The following is a 14380-nucleotide window of genomic DNA, read 5'->3' as shown; positions in this document are numbered from 1 at the left end:
GCGCCGCGCCCGCCACCAGCGGACGCGGCGCCCACCCCCCTCTGCACCACCCATGTAGTCAGGAGTTCCCCCGTGGCCATCTCGGTCTTCGACCTGTTCTCGATCGGCATCGGCCCGTCCAGTTCCCACACCGTCGGCCCGATGCGGGCGGCCCGGATGTTCGCCCGGCGGCTGCGCAACGAGGAGCTGCTGGCCCCGACGGCGAAGGTCCACGCGGAGCTGTACGGCTCGCTCGGCGCCACCGGCCACGGCCACGGCACGCCCAAGGCGGTGCTGCTCGGCCTGGAGGGCGACTCCCCGCGCACGGTCGACGTGTCGAGCGCGGACGAGCGGGTGGAGGCGATCAAGACCGGCGGGCGGCTGAACCTGCTCGGCGAGCACGAGATCGCGTTCTCCTTCGACGACGACATGGTCCTGCACCGCCGCAAGACGCTGCCGTACCACGCCAACGGCATGACCCTGTGGGCGTACGACGCCTCGGGCGCCGAACTGCTGACGAAGACGTACTACTCGGTCGGCGGCGGCTTCGTCGTCGACGAGGACGCGGTCGGGGCGGACCGCATCAAGCTCGACGACACCGTGCTGAAGTACCCCTTCCGCACGGGGGACGAGCTGCTGCGCCTGACCGAGGAGACGGGGCTGTCCATCTCCGCGCTGATGCTGGAGAACGAGCGGGCCTGGCGCACCGAGGAGGAGATCCGCGAGGGCCTGCTGGAGATCTGGCAGGTGATGCGGGACTGCGTGGCGCGCGGACTGTCCCAGGAGGGCATCCTGCCGGGCGGCCTCAAGGTGCGCCGCCGGGCCGCGAACACCGCACGCAAGCTGCGCTCCGAGGGCGACCCACTGGCCCTCGCCATGGAGTGGATCACCCTGTACGCCATGGCGGTCAACGAGGAGAACGCTGCCGGCGGCCGGGTCGTCACCGCCCCCACCAACGGCGCCGCCGGCATCATCCCGGCGGTCCTGCACTACTACGTCAACTTCGTGCCGGGCGCCGACGAGGAGGGCGTGGTCCGCTTCCTGCTCGCCGCGGGCGCGATCGGCATGCTCTTCAAGGAGAACGCCTCCATCTCCGGCGCCGAGGTCGGCTGCCAGGGCGAGGTCGGCTCCGCCTGCTCCATGGCCGCGGGCGCCCTGGCCGAGGTCCTCGGCGGTTCGCCCGAGCAGGTCGAGAACGCCGCCGAGATCGGCATGGAGCACAACCTCGGCCTCACCTGCGACCCGGTCGGCGGCCTGGTCCAGATCCCCTGCATCGAGCGCAACGGCATGGCCGCGGTCAAGGCCGTCACGGCCGCCCGCATGGCGATGCGCGGCGACGGCTCCCACAAGGTGTCCCTGGACAAGGTCATCAAGACGATGAAGGACACCGGCGCGGACATGTCGGTGAAGTACAAGGAGACAGCCCGGGGCGGGCTGGCGGTGAACATCATCGAGTGCTGAGCCCGGCGCGGACGTCTTGCCATGCGAGACGTCCATACCGGAAATCAAGACGGCTGACATCGTTGCAGCGCCCATGTTTCATAGGTGAAAGACCGAACGATGCCCGCACCAGCCACCGGTTCAGCCCCGGCGCCCGTCAACCCGAGGTCCCGCGTCCTCGTCGCCAGCCTCATCGGCACGACGATCGAGTTCTACGACTTCTACATCTACGCGACCGCCGCGGTGCTCGTCTTCCCCCAGCTCTTCTTCCCGAGCAGCGACCCGACCACCGCGCTGCTGTCGTCCTTCGCGGTGTTCGGCGCCGCGATGGTCGCCCGCCCGATCGGCGCCGTCGTCTTCGGGCACCTCGGTGACCGCCTCGGCCGCAAGAAGACGCTCGTCGTCTCGCTGCTGACCATGGGCATCGCCACGTTCCTCATCGGCGTCCTGCCCACCTACGCCCAGGCCGGCTGGGTGGCCACCGCGCTGCTCGTGCTGATGCGGCTCGCCCAGGGCTTCGCGCTCGGCGGCGAGTGGAGCGGTGCCGCCCTGGTCGCGACCGAGAACGCCCCCCGCGGCAAGCGCGCCCTGTACGGCACCTTCCCGCAGCTGGGCGCCCCGCTCGGCTTCATCATCGGCAACGGCCTGTTCCTGGGCATGGGCGCGCTCCTGCCGTCCGCGGCCGGCGCCGACCCCTCGCAGCCCTCGGAGGCCTTCGTCAGCTGGGGCTGGCGTGTGCCGTTCCTGTTCTCCGCCGTGATGGTCGCGATCGGCCTGTGGGTGCGCTCCCGGCTCGTCGAGTCGGCGGTCTTCGCCAGGACCCGCGAGTCCGGCGGGGTGCGGCGGCTGCCGCTCGCCACGGTGGTGCGCAGCCACGGGAAGCAGCTCGTCCTGGGCACCTTCATCATGCTGGCGACCTACGTGCTCTTCTACCTGATGACCACGTTCTCGCTCAGCTACGGACGGGCCGCGAAGGACGCCGCCGTGCCCGGACTGGGGTACGGCTACACGACGTTCGTGCTCATGATGATCTTCGGCGTGCTGTTCTTCGCCGCGTTCACCCTGGTCTCCGGGCCGCTCGCGGACCGGTACGGGCGGCGCGCCACCCTGATCTGGATCACCGCCGCGATCGTGGTCTTCGGGCTGGTCTGGGAGCCGCTGATCGAGCTGGGCACCCTCGGCGTGGTGCTGTGGCTCGTGCTCGGCTTCACCCTGATGGGCATGACCTTCGGCCCCATGGGCGCGCTGCTGCCGGAGCTCTTCCCGACCAGCGTGCGCTACACCGGCTCCGGCATCTCGTACAACGTCAGCTCGATCCTCGGGGCGGCTCTCGCCCCGTTCATCGCGGTGGCGCTGTGGGAGACCGGGGACGGCTCGCCGTGGCTGGTCGGTGTCTACCTCTCGGCGATGGCGGTGCTGACGCTGATCGCGCTCCTGCTCGGCAAGGAGACCAAGGACGTCTCCCTGGACGACCGGGAGGCCGTCGCCGACGAGCCGGCCCGCGCCCCGGCCGGCTCCCCTGCCCCCTGAAACAACCGACCGCCAAACCCACCGGCGTTCACCACCGCCGGGCCGCGAGCCACCTCACGCCCGGCGTACGGCCGCCCTCGCGGGGCATAACAACATCCCCTGACCCGAGGGAACTTGAGCCCCACCCGCCCCAGAGGGAGCCCCCATGCTGCGCGGCATCGACGTGAGCGCCTACCAGTCCTCCTCCTACGGCACCGACGGCCTCTCCTTCGTCTTCGTCAAGGCGACGGAGGGCCGTTCCTACGTCAATCCGAAACTCGCCGCCCAGACCAGACGAGCCCGTGACGCCGGGCTGGTCGTCGGGTTCTACCACTTCCTGTGGCCCGGCAACCTGACCGCCCAGGCCGAGTACTTCGTCAGCAAGGCCTCCGAGCGGGCGGGCGACATCCTCGCCGTCGACTGGGAGAACACCAGCAACGGGACGCACGCGAGCAACGCGGAGAAGGACCTGTTCATCAGGAAGCTGAAGGACCTTCGGCCGAACAACCGGGTGGTGCTCTACTGCAACCGGCACTTCTGGCTCGACATCGACACGACGTCCTATACGGGCGACGGCCTGTGGATCGCCGACTACGTCTCGGCGGGCAAGCCCCGCATCAAGGCCAAGTGGCGTTTCCACCAGTACACCGACGACCCGCTCGACAAGAACGTGGCCGACTTCGGGAGCAAGGCGGCGCTGCGGAGGTGGGCGGAGGACGCCTGACCTAACCGCTGAACTCCGGCGTGCGTTCCGGGGACGCCTCCGCCAGGGCCTTCGTGACCGCCCCGACTCCGCCGCGCAGGCCGTAGACCGGGGTGCCGGGCTGCTGGCGCCAGGAGTCGTCGATGCCGCCCGCGTCGACGGTGTCGAAGCCGAGGGCGTCGATCAGGTCCCGCACCGCGCGCTTGGCCGTCTCTTCGTCGCCGGCCACCGGGAGGGCCATGCGGCCGGGGTCGCCGGCGGGGAGCGGGCGGTCCAGGATGTCCTGGGCGTAGGTGCCGTTGAAGGCCTTGACGACCGGGTGGCCGATCCGGCGTTCCGTCCAGCGGCTCTCGGTGAGGCCGTCGTCCTCGATCTCCGCGATCCTGCCGTCGCGCTGCCGCGGGTAGTAGTTGCCGGTGTCGATGACCGCGACGCCGTCGGCCGCGCCGTCGAACAGGCCGGCGGGAAGGTCCGGGACCGCCTTCAGCGGGATGGTGACGACGACGATCTCGGCACCCCGCGCCGCCTCTGCGACGGTCACGGGCGTCGCGCCGGTCTCCTCCGCCAGGGCCGTGAGCGTCTCGGGGCCTCGGGAGTTGGCGACGGCGACGTCGTGCCCGAGGGCGGTGAGCCGCCGGGTCAGATTGCCGCCGATGTTGCCCGCTCCGATGATGCCGATCTTCATGTTCTCGCCTTGCCCTTCCGGAGATGAACAGCGCCGCGTGAAGCCCTGGTGACCAGGGTCAACCTCGGGGGCAAGTGGGCTATTCCGGTCCGGGAAGGGTCTCCGCCCGGGCACCGCGAGGGGCCCGGTCCGAGGATCGTGGACCGGGCCCCTTCGCGCGCGGGTGAGCCGGAGGCCTACTTGTTCAGGTAGGCCCAGAACTCGTCGAAGCTCAGCTGCTTGTCGCCGTCCAGGTCGCGGGTCTTGATGACGACCTCGGCGACCGACTCGGTGACGTTCCAGTCGCCCGACTTGGCCAGGGCGCTCTTGAACTCGGCAGCGGTGATGAATCCGTCACCGTCCGTATCGATCCGCTCGAACTGCTTGCGTGCTTCCTCGATGTCCGCCACCGATCCGCCCCTCATCTCGTGCCGTGCTTCCTGCTGGCGCAGGTCTGACGCAGGTCAGATTAACCGGCCGTGCGGGCCTGCAGCGCGGCGACCACCCAGGCGAACTCCTCGTCGTAGGTCGGCTGGGGGTCGAGGCCGTTGACGTTGGCCTGTAGTTCGCGGTAGCGGGCGACCCGTATGTGGGCGGCCGCCGTGAGGCGTTCGAGTACGACGGCCCGGTCGAGTCTGGACCTTCCAGCGGGTGGAGACTCAAGGAGCGCGGTGGTGACGGACACTCTGGCGGACGTCCTCGACGCGGCGGCGCGGGGCGTCTTCCCGCCGGCGGACGGCGGGACGACGATCGTGCCCCAGCCCTCGGCCCGGGACGCCGGGGTCCTCGCCTTCACGGCCCATTCGGTCGTCTTCACGGACGAGGACCCCGACTGGGTGCGCGGCGTCCTCGCCCGCACCGAGTGCGACGCCCTCGCCGCCACGATGAACGCCCGTTTCCTCACAGCCCTGATGGACCGGACGGGGCGTACGTCCGACACGGTCGACGTGCTGCTGACGGGTACCGCGCTGCCCGGGGAGCCGCCCCTCGCGCTCACGGAGGTCGACGGCCCCGGGCATCCGCGTGTGGTGTCCGCGACGCGGCGGCGGGACGGCGTGCGCGGGTGGACGACGGACGGCGGAGTGCTCGTGCCGGGCCGCGGGGTGGCCGGGCGCTGGGAGGTCGTCGTCGAGGTGGAGGAGGGGGCGCGGCACCGCGGGGTCGGGCGGCGGCTGGTGTCCGCGGCCCGGCAGCCGGCCGGGGGCGCGCCGGTGTGGGCGCAGGTGTCGGCGGGGAACGCCCGCAGTCTGCGGGCGTTCCAGGCGGCCGGACACCGGCCGGTGGGATCGGAAGTCCTGCTCGTCCCCGGAGCCGGGCGTCACCGGAAGACACCGGTGTGGCCGAGCGAGTAGCGGCCGGGCTGCGGGTAGACCGCGAGGCCGTGCGGACCGCTGCCGACCGGGATCCGGGCGAGCTGGATGCCGGTGCGGGTGTCGACGGCGTACACCTCGGCGTCGTAGCGGCCGGACAGCCACAGCACCTTGCCGTCGGCGGAGACGCCGCCCATGTCGGGGCTGCCGCCGTCGGGCAGCTTCCACTTCTTGGTCAGCCTGCCCTGGGTGAAGTCGAAGACCGAGATGGTGCCCTCGCCGCGGTTGGTCACGTACATCTCGCGGGAGTCGCGGCCGACGTAGAGGCCGTGGCAGCCCCTGCCGGTGGGCATCAGGGTGGGTTCGGTGAAGGTGTCGCCGTTCAGGACCCACATGCCGTGGGCCATCATGTCGGCGATGTAGAACCTCTTGCCGTCGGGTGAGATCTTCACGTCCTGCGGCATGGCGCCTTCGAACGGCAGCCGCTGCTGCCCGACGACCTCCATCTTCTCGGTGTCGACCTTGAGCAGTTCGCCGCTGAACTCGCAGGAGACGATGAAGTAGCGGCCGTCGAGGGAGAAGTCGGCGTGGTTGACGCCGTAGCAGGAGACCGGGACGGTCTTCTTCACCTTCATGGTGTGCGGGTCGCGGAAGACGAGCTCGCGGTCGAGGGAGGCCATGACGACGGCGTACCTGCCGTTGGGCGTGAAGTAGAGGTTGTAGGGGTCATGGACCTCGACGTCCTTGCCCGCCTTGCCGGTCTTCGGGTCGATCGGGGTGAGGGTGTGGCCGCGGTTGTTGTTGACCCAGAGCGTCTTCAGGTCCCAGGAGGGCACGACGTGCTGGGGCTGCCGGCCCACCCGGATCGTCTCGGTGACCTCGTACGTCTTCGGGTCGATGACGGTGACCGTGTCGGACTCGGTGTTGGGGACGTAGACCCGGGACGGGAAGTCCTTGACCACCGGGGACAGCTTGCCCGGACGGTCGGCGGCGTACACGTCCTCGGGGTCCAGGACGGGCGGCATGCCCGGCAGGCCCTTCACGGGCTTCTTCTCGGGCGGGGCGGGCACGGCGGCCTTGGTGGCGCGCGCCTCGGAGGTCCGTTCCCCGCTCCCGGTGCCGCAGGCGGAGAGGACGGCGAGGGCGGCACCCGCGACCAGGGCGCTCTTGACGAGATGGCGGTGCATTGCACCATTTAATGGGCGGCTCGGAGGGAAACCGGTGATTCGTCCGTCCGGCGACCGGGTGAGGCATCGGGCGCGCTCAGCGGTCGGCGACCCGCATCTCGAACCAGGTCGTCTTGCCCCGGGGCAGCAGGTCGACCCCCCAGCGGTCGGCCAGCTTGTCGACGAGGAACAGGCCCCGGCCACTGATGTCCATCTCCTGGACCGGCATCAGGCACGGCAGCCCGCGGGAGGGGTCGCGGACCTCGACGCGGATCCAGCCGCGGCGCCGGTGCAGACGCAGCCCGAAGACACGGGCGCCGGTGTGGCGTACGGCGTTGCCGACCAGTTCGGAGACGAGCAGGACCGCGTCCTCGGTGGTTTTGGGGGTGAGGCCCCAGTGGCGCCAGACCACGACCTGGGTGAGGCGTCTCGCGGTGGCCGCGGACTCGGGGCGGGACGGCAGTGGAACCTCTGCCTCCGTCGGGTTGCCGTACAACTCGAGCGCCTTCAGCGCGTGTTCGTCCTCGACGGTCGGCGACCAGCGCGCCGCGGCCGCATGTGCGTGTCCCCGCGGCTGTTCCATACCCTCCAGCCCCGCCATGCCCCCATCATGGCCGCCCAGGGCCTCCAGCGGGGCCGTTCCCGGGGAAGACGCCCCGGGGAACGGGGGGTGGACCGGCGGCCGTCCGTCATATGCCGGCGGCACTTCGGAGCCTCCGGCACCCCGTCCGACCTGCTGGAACGTCTCATTCCGGGGCAATCGACGGACTCTTCCGTTCCGGCACGCTTAAGGCTGTCTTAAGGTTGCCATAAACCGCCCCATCGAGGGACCCCGGGTCAGACACCGTGTCAATTGCAAGCCCCTGGAGGGATGTTCAGAGGAACTTCGCCTTGCCCGGGCCCTCCTCGACGAAGCTGCGCATCCCACGCTCGCGGTCCTCGGTGGCGAACAGGCCCGCGAACCAGTTCCGTTCGACCGCGAGGCCGGTGTCGATGTCCGTCTCCAGGCCCGTGTCGATCGACTCCTTCGCGGCGCGCAGCGCGAGCGCCGGGCCCTGGGCGAGCTTCGCGGCCCAGGCGTGCGCCTGCGCGTACACGTCGTCGGCGGGGACGACCCGGTCCACCAGGCCGATCTCGCGGGCCTCGTCGGCCTTCACCATGCGGCCCGTGAAGATGAGGTCCTTGGCCTTGGAGGGGCCGACCAGACGGGCCAGGCGCTGGGTGCCGCCGGCGCCGGGGATCAGGCCGAGCAGGATCTCCGGCTGGCCGAGCTTGGCGTTCTCACCGGCGATGCGGAAGTCCGCGCACAGGGCGAGTTCGCAGCCGCCGCCGAGCGCGTACCCCGTCACGGCCGCGACGACGGGCTTGGGGATCCGGGCCACCGCCGTGAACGAGTCCTGGAGCGCGCGGGCGCGCAGGACCATCGCGGTGTGGTCCATCGCCTGCATCTCCTTGATGTCCGCGCCGGCCGCGAACACCTTCTCGCCGCCGTAGAGCACCACGGCCCTGACGTCCTCGCGGCGCGTGGCCTCCTCGGCCAGTTCCTTCAGCCGGTCCTGCGTGGCGATGTCCAGCGCGTTCATGGGCGGTCGGTCGAGACGGATCGTGCCGACGCCTTCAGCGACTTCGAGAGAGACGGTCATAGGCAGCAGGTTAACGGGGGCTAACAGGATTGGAGGCGGTGCGGTGGGTCACATCGGCCGGGGGTCCGGGGGCTGACCCCGGGCAAGCACAGCACGGGGGCAACGGGAAGGGCCCCGGTGCGGTCCGTCGGTCCGTCGCACCAGGGCCCTCTTGTCAGCAGCGAGAGCTACTTCTTCCACTTCTCCCAGGACATGTTCCAGCCGTTCAGCCCGTTGTCCGGGTCGACGATCCGGTCCCTGGAGTTCTTGACGACCACCACGTCGCCGACCATCGAGTGGTTGAAGAACCACGCGGCCGGCACCTTCTTGTCCCAGCCGCCGCGCACGTCGCGCAGGCCGATGCAGCCGTGGCTGGCGTTGTAGTTGCCGAAGGCGCCGCTCGCCCAGTAGTTGCCGTGCAGGAAGGTGCCGGAGGTGGTCAGGCGGACGGCGTGCGGGACGTCCTTGATGTCGTACTCGCCGCCGTAGCCGACCGTCTCGCCGTTCATCCGGGTCACCGTCAGCATCTCGCTGATGACCATCTGGCCGTTCCAGGTCTCCATGCCGGGCTGGCCGGTGGTGACCGGGATGGTCTTGATGGTCGTGCCGTCCCGCATGACCTTCATCGTGAGCTTCTTGGCGTCGACGACGGAGACCTGGTTGCGGCCGATGGTGAACTTCACCGTCTTGTCCTGCTCGCCGTAGACACCGGAGCGCCCCTCGACGCCGTCGAGGTTCAGGTCGACGGTCACCTTGGTGCCGGGCTTCCAGTACTTCTCGGGGCGGAAGTCGAGACGGTCGTCGCCGAACCAGTGGCCCTCGACGTCGACGGCCGGCTCCGTCTTGATACGGATGGCCTTCTCGACGTCCTCCGGGTTGGTGATGCCCCGGTCGAAGCGGATGGAGAACGGCATCCCGACGCCGACCTTCGAGCCGTCCTCGGGGGTGAAGGTGCCGGTGAAGGTGTTCTCCGGGGTCAGGGTGGTGAAGCCGGCGTCCTCGGCGGCCGTGCGGCCCTCGGAGTCCTTGGCGACCGCGTGGACCGTGTACTTGGTGGCGCCGGCCAGGTGGATGGACGGCGTCCAGCTGGCGCCGTCCGCGGATATCGCGCCGTCGACCTTGTTGCCCTTGGCGTCCTTGACCTCGACCTCGGTCAGCTTCCCCTTCTCGGCGGTCACCTTCAGCGCACCGCTCGTGTCGACGGACCTGGCGCCGTCCTTGGGGGTGATGCCGACGACCGCCTCGGACTGCTTGCTCTGCGCGGCGCGCGAGTCCTTGCCCTTGCCGTCGCCCTCGCCGGAACCGGTCCCCCCGCCGCCGCACGCCGTCACGGCGAGGAGCAGCACGCCGATCGCCGACGCGAACATTCCGTTCCTGCGCCCAACCGACGCCCCCGATATCGGTCGCCCGTTCACGTCTTTCTCCCCTCCCAGGGCCTGGTCAGGCCCGCACCCCGCGCGATCCCCCGCGCGTCGGCGAATAGTAACCACAGGGTGCGCGGCACCGGCGGCCCGCGATTGTCACTGTTCGGTCCCAACAGATCGCCGGCTCAACCCGCCCCCTTGTCGGGCTACTTCACCGCACTGCCCGCCTTCCATGCATTCCAGTCCATATTCCAGCCTCCGAGCCCATTGTCAGGAGCGACCTTTTTGTCATTGCTGTTGACGACCTCGACGACGTCCCCGATGAGGCTGCGGTCGAAGAACCAGCCGGCCGGGGTGTCCGAGCTGCCGCCCTTCACATCGCGCAGTCCGATGCAGCCGTGGCTGATGTTGGTGCGGCCGAAGACGCTGTGGTGCGCCCAGTAGTTGCCGTGCAGGAACGTCCCGGAATCGGTCAGACGCATGGCGTGCGGGACGTCCGGGATGTCGTACTCGCCCCTGCCGTCGCGCTTCTTGAAGCCGACCGTGGCGCCGTTCATCCGGGTCACGTCGAGCATCTCGGTCACCACCATCGTGCCGTTGTAGGTGGTGTTGCCGGGGGCCCCGGCCGTGACGGGCACGGTGGCGAGGGGCTCGCCGTCGCGCCGGACCTCCATGGAGTGCGCGGCGGCGTCGACGATGGCGACCTGGCTGCGGCCCACGGTGAAGGAGAGCGTCTTGTGCTGCAGGCCGTAGACGCCGGGCGCGCCCTCGACGTCGCGCAGGTTCAGGGCGACGGTGACCTGGGTGCCGGGTTTCCAGTAGTCCTCGGGGCGGAAGTCGAGGCGGCTCCGGCCGAACCAGTGCGGGCGGATCTCGACGGCCGGGCGGGCGGTGACCCGGATCGCGCGTTCGACGGCGGCCCGGTCGGCGATCTGCCGGTTGAACTCCAGGGAGACGATCATGCCGGTGCCGACCGTGGCGCGGTTCTCCGGGGCGACGTAGCCGACGAAGCGTTCCTCCGGGACATAGGTGGTGAAGGTGGTGTGCCGGGCGGAGCGGCGTCCGCCGCCGTCCACGGCCACGGCGTCGATCGTGTACTTGGCGGCCAGCGCGAGCCGTTCGTCGTCGGGCTCCCAGGTCAGGCCGTCGGCGGAGATATGCCCGGGCACCGGGGACTCCTGCGCGTCCTGCGACCTGACGACCTTCACCTTCTCCAGCCGGCCGTCGGGCACGCGCACCCGCAGCTTCTTCCCGGGGCGCACTCCCCTGCTGCCGTCGTCGGGCGAGACCTTGATGACGTCCTCGGGCGCCGGGGGCGCGCCGAACGCCCCGGCGATCCCTCCCGCGTCGTCCGAGGTACAGCCCGTGGCCCCGGCGAGGAGCCCTGCCCATGTCACTACGGCGGCCAGCGCGGCCCTCGCGCGCCGCGCGCGCCCTTGTACGTGCCTCACGCGGTGCCCAACGACCGGCCGTGTCCCCGGGAAACGACCATGCCCGCCCCCGGGGAAACGTGAGTGCGACCCACGCTCTGGGCAGAACAGTGGGGAGGACGACGCGCAGGGGAGCCGCGACCCGGGCCGCAGCACTGGCCGCACCCCTCTGTCCCCCGTCGTCCCATGAGCCGGTGGGAGGCTGACAGGTGTCCAGCGCAGCCGAGCAGGAGGCGGTGGCCGGTCGTCAGGCCACCGGGAACGGGCGCCAGGCCGCCGCCGTGAACGGCGCACGGCGGGCCGCGCCGCCGCCCACCGTGCCCGCGTGGCCGGGCGCGCCGACGCCGCTGGGCGCCCGGTTCCGGGTCGGCCCGGACGGGGTGGCGGGCACCAACTTCGCGTTGTGGGCGGGCGGGGCCGAGGGCGTCGAGCTGTGCCTGTTCGACGAGGGGGGCAAGGAGTCGCGGGTCCGGCTCGCCGAGCTGACGCACGAGATCTGGCACGGCTTCGTCCCCGGTGTGCTGCCCGGGCAGCGCTACGGCTACCGGGTGCACGGCCGCTGGGACCCGTGGACCGGCGCCCGCTGGAACCCGGCGAAGCTGCTCCTCGACCCGTACGCGCGGGCGGTGGACGGGGCCGAAGGAAATGATTACAGCAGCCTGCCGCCGGAGGTGTACGGGCACGTCCGCGACTGGCCGCAGCAGCATGTCGCCGACACCGTGCGCGACGACCGGGACTCGGCGCCGCACGTCCCGAAGGGCGTCGTCGTGCACGATGACGACGACTGGGCCGACGACCGCCGCCCGAAGACGCCGTGGGCGGACTCGGTGATCTACGAGCTGCACGTCAAGGGCTTCACGCAACTCCACCCGGGCATACCCGAGGAACTGCGCGGCACCTACGCCGGCCTCGCGCACCCGGCGGCGATCGAGCACCTGGTGAAGCTGGGCGTGACGGCGGTGGAGCTGCTGCCGGTGCACCAGTTCGCCCACGAGGACCACCTGCTGCGCAGAGGCCTGAAGAACTACTGGGGCTACAACTCCATCGGCTACTTCGCCCCGCACGCGGCGTACGCGGCCTCCGGGACGACCGGGCAGCAGGTCGGCGAGTTCAAGCGGATGGTGCGCGCCCTGCACGCGGCCGGGATCGAGGTCATCCTCGACGTGGTCTACAACCACACCGCGGAGGCGGGCGAACTGGGCCCGACGCTGTCCCTCAAGGGCATCGACAACCGCGGCTACTACCGCCTCCAGGACGACGCCCGCCGCTATGCCGACTACACGGGCTGCGGCAACACCCTGCACGTGGTCCAGCCGCACGTGCTGCGTCTGATCACGGACTCGCTGCGGTACTGGGTGACCGAGATGGGCGTGGACGGCTTCCGCTTCGACCTGGCGGCGGCGCTGGCCCGCTCCATGCACGACGTCGACATGCTCTCCCCGTTCCTCGCGGTCATCGCCCAGGACCCGGTGCTGCGCCGGGTGAAACTGATCGCCGAGCCGTGGGACGTGGGATCCGGCGGCTACCAGGTGGGGGCGTTCCCGCCGCTGTGGACGGAGTGGAACGACCGGTACCGCGACGCCGTGCGGGACTTCTGGCGGCATGCGCTGCCGGACGTACGGGAGATGGGCTACCGGCTGTCGGGCTCCAGCGACCTGTACGCCTGGGGCGGGCGCAGGCCGTACGCGTCCGTCAACTTCCTCACCGCGCACGACGGGTTCACGCTGCGGGACCTGGTCTCCTACGAGCGCAAGCACAACGAGGCCAACGGCGAGGGCAACCGGGACGGCACGGACGACAACCGGGCCTGGAACGGCGGCACCGAGGGCGAGACGGACGACGAGGGCATACGGGCGCTCAGGCGCCGGCAGCTCAGGAACCTGCTGACCACCCTGCTGCTGTCGACGGGTGTGCCCATGCTGGTCGCGGGCGACGAACTGGGCCGCACCCAGCGCGGCAACAACAACGCCTACTGCCAGGACAACGAGATCGGCTGGCTGGACTGGGGGCTGCTGGAGGATCCGGGCTGGCGGGCCCTGTTCGCGCTGACCTCCCGGCTGATCGCGCTGCGCCACCGCCACCCGGTGCTCCGGCGCCGGGCGTTCTTCTCCGGCCGGGCGCAGACCGCCGACGGGCTGCGCGACCTGGCCTGGTTCACGTCCCGGGGCACGGAGATGACGGAGCAGGACTGGTACGCGCCCGCCGCCACGCTGGGCATGTACCTCTCCGGCCGGGACATCCCGGGCCGTGACGAGCGCGGGGAGCAGATCCTCGACGACAGCTTCCTGACGGTGCTGCACGCGGGCGAGGGGCCGGTGGACTTCCGGTTGCCGGGACCGCCCTGGGCCGAACGGTACGAGGTCGTCGTCGACACGAGCCTGGAGGAGCAGGGTCGGGCGCCGGGCGTGGAGCACCCGGCGGGGACGGAGATCACGATGCCCGGGCGGGCGGTGCTGCTGCTGCGGGTGGCGGGCTGAGGCATCGTTTCGCCGGTCGGCCGGACGGTGAGTCCCGGGCGCGGACGTCCTCGATGAGCTGCCAGGTGTCGCGACGGGCCCGCGGGTCGAGGCCGGTGGTGAGCTCGTCCAGACCACGACCCGGGGGTCGCCGATCAGGGCGAGCGCGATGAACAGGCGCTGCCGCCGGCCGCCGGAGAGCTTGGCGAACCGGGTCGACAGCTTCTCCTCCAGGCCGAGGCGTTCGGCCAGCGGGCGCCAGTCGGCGGGGCTCGGACAGAACGCGGAGTACAGCTCCAGCGCCTCGCGGACGGTGAGTTCGGGCTGGAGCCGGCTCTCCTGAAGCCGGGCACCCAGCACCCGGGCGACCCGCTCGTGGTCGGCGACGGGGTCGAGGCCGGTCACCCGGACCCGGCCGGAGTCGGGCACGCGCAGCCCCTCGACGCACTCCACGGTGGTGGTCTTCCCCGCCCCGTTCGGGCCGAGGATCCCGAAGATCTCCCCGTCCTCCACGGCGAAGGAGACACCGTCGACGGCGGGACGGCCCGCGTAGCTCTCGCGCAGCTCGGTGACTTCGATGACAGGTGCGGTCGGCATACGAGGAAGGGTCCCGGCGAGGCGGGGTCCACCACATCGGCCGTCGCGCTCGAACGGACATCAACCGATCGGCTGATGGAGCGGTACGACCCGGGCGGTCGTGCCGTGCGGCCCGGCCGGTCGACGCCGTACGGCCCGTC

General features: G+C 70.9%; 13 protein-coding genes and 1 pseudogene. 5 read left to right on the top strand and 9 right to left on the bottom strand.

Going from position 1 to position 14380, the window contains the following annotated elements:
* Positions 1 to 72 precede the first annotated feature (72 nt).
* The 3 genes from HDC93_RS18545 to HDC93_RS18535 all read left to right on the top strand — a co-directional run bounded on the left by HDC93_RS18545 (position 73) and on the right by HDC93_RS18535 (position 3652).
* The gene (locus HDC93_RS18545; RefSeq protein ID WP_185012033.1) at positions 73 to 1440 is read left to right on the top strand and encodes an L-serine ammonia-lyase; all 1368 of its coding nucleotides are present in this window, start codon (positions 73 to 75) and stop codon (positions 1438 to 1440) included.
* 99 nt (positions 1441 to 1539) lie between these two features.
* Positions 1540 to 2949, top strand: coding sequence for an MFS transporter (locus HDC93_RS18540; protein ID WP_185012032.1), 1410 nt, complete (start codon positions 1540 to 1542; stop codon positions 2947 to 2949).
* A 145-nt stretch (positions 2950 to 3094) separates the two neighbouring features.
* Positions 3095 to 3652 (top strand): glycoside hydrolase family 25 protein, encoded by a 558-nt coding sequence (locus tag HDC93_RS18535; RefSeq protein ID WP_185012031.1) that lies wholly within the window; start codon positions 3095 to 3097, stop codon positions 3650 to 3652.
* A gap of 1 nt (position 3653) precedes the next feature.
* Here the strand turns inward: HDC93_RS18535 and HDC93_RS18530 are convergent, their stop codons facing one another.
* The 3 genes from HDC93_RS18530 to HDC93_RS18520 form a co-directional block, all read right to left on the bottom strand.
* Positions 3654 to 4316: an NAD(P)-binding domain-containing protein gene (locus HDC93_RS18530; RefSeq protein WP_185012030.1), complete on the bottom strand. Its 663-nt coding sequence runs from the start codon at positions 4314 to 4316 to the stop codon at positions 3654 to 3656.
* A 176-nt stretch (positions 4317 to 4492) separates the two neighbouring features.
* A complete protein-coding gene (locus tag HDC93_RS18525) occupies positions 4493 to 4705 on the bottom strand; it encodes an EF-hand domain-containing protein (RefSeq protein WP_030855113.1) in 213 nt (70 codons plus the stop codon).
* 59 nt (positions 4706 to 4764) lie between these two features.
* The gene (locus tag HDC93_RS18520; RefSeq protein ID WP_185012029.1) at positions 4765 to 4980 is read right to left on the bottom strand and encodes a hypothetical protein; all 216 of its coding nucleotides are present in this window, start codon (positions 4978 to 4980) and stop codon (positions 4765 to 4767) included.
* Here HDC93_RS18520 and HDC93_RS18515 point away from each other — a divergent pair.
* Positions 4970 to 5647, top strand: a complete 678-nt coding sequence (locus HDC93_RS18515) for a GNAT family N-acetyltransferase (RefSeq protein ID WP_185012028.1) — start codon at positions 4970 to 4972, stop codon at positions 5645 to 5647. The two genes, HDC93_RS18520 and HDC93_RS18515, sit on opposite strands and share 11 nt — an antisense overlap.
* Here HDC93_RS18515 and HDC93_RS18510 read toward each other — a convergent pair.
* From HDC93_RS18510 to HDC93_RS18490, 5 genes are all read right to left on the bottom strand, one after another.
* A complete protein-coding gene (locus HDC93_RS18510) occupies positions 5614 to 6792 on the bottom strand; it encodes a YncE family protein (protein ID WP_185012027.1) in 1179 nt (392 codons plus the stop codon). The two genes, HDC93_RS18515 and HDC93_RS18510, sit on opposite strands and share 34 nt — an antisense overlap.
* A gap of 76 nt (positions 6793 to 6868) precedes the next feature.
* Positions 6869 to 7477, bottom strand: coding sequence for an ATP-binding protein (locus HDC93_RS18505; RefSeq protein WP_185012026.1), 609 nt, complete (start codon positions 7475 to 7477; stop codon positions 6869 to 6871).
* A gap of 169 nt (positions 7478 to 7646) precedes the next feature.
* Positions 7647 to 8414, bottom strand: a complete 768-nt coding sequence (locus HDC93_RS18500; RefSeq protein WP_185012025.1) for an enoyl-CoA hydratase/isomerase family protein — start codon at positions 8412 to 8414, stop codon at positions 7647 to 7649.
* Positions 8415 to 8581: 167 nt separating this feature from the next.
* Positions 8582 to 9808, bottom strand: a complete 1227-nt coding sequence (locus tag HDC93_RS18495) for an Ig-like domain-containing protein (protein ID WP_398985533.1) — start codon at positions 9806 to 9808, stop codon at positions 8582 to 8584.
* A 155-nt stretch (positions 9809 to 9963) separates the two neighbouring features.
* A complete protein-coding gene (locus tag HDC93_RS18490) occupies positions 9964 to 11208 on the bottom strand; it encodes an Ig-like domain-containing protein (RefSeq protein ID WP_185012023.1) in 1245 nt (414 codons plus the stop codon).
* 188 nt (positions 11209 to 11396) lie between these two features.
* Here HDC93_RS18490 and glgX point away from each other — a divergent pair, with 188 nt between their 5' ends.
* Entirely contained in the window at positions 11397 to 13664 is a 2268-nt protein-coding gene (gene glgX, locus HDC93_RS18485; protein WP_185012022.1) for a glycogen debranching protein GlgX, read from the top strand.
* Positions 13665 to 13701: 37 nt separating this feature from the next.
* Here glgX and HDC93_RS18480 read toward each other — a convergent pair.
* Positions 13702 to 14240, bottom strand: a pseudogene (locus HDC93_RS18480) (ABC transporter ATP-binding protein); the annotation flags it as partial.
* Positions 14241 to 14380 lie beyond the last annotated feature (140 nt).

Source organism: Streptomyces sp. AK010 (assembly GCF_014207295.1).
Classification (GTDB): Bacteria; Actinomycetota; Actinomycetes; order Streptomycetales; family Streptomycetaceae; genus Streptomyces; species Streptomyces massasporeus.
This window is presented reverse-complemented; position numbering and strand designations above follow the sequence as displayed.

Bases quoted from the DNA above. Each gene is read 5' to 3' on its own strand.
- HDC93_RS18540 (WP_185012032.1), top strand. From the start codon at position 1,540: ATGCCCGCACCAGCCACCGGTTCAGCCCCGGCGCCCGTCAACCCGAGG.
- HDC93_RS18535 (WP_185012031.1), top strand. From the start codon at position 3,095: ATGCTGCGCGGCATCGACGTGAGCGCCTACCAGTCCTCCTCCTACGGC.
- HDC93_RS18530 (WP_185012030.1), bottom strand. From the start codon at position 4,316: ATGAAGATCGGCATCATCGGAGCGGGCAACATCGGCGGCAATCTGACC.
- HDC93_RS18510 (WP_185012027.1), bottom strand. From the start codon at position 6,792: ATGCACCGCCATCTCGTCAAGAGCGCCCTGGTCGCGGGTGCCGCCCTC.
- HDC93_RS18500 (WP_185012025.1), bottom strand. From the start codon at position 8,414: ATGACCGTCTCTCTCGAAGTCGCTGAAGGCGTCGGCACGATCCGTCTC.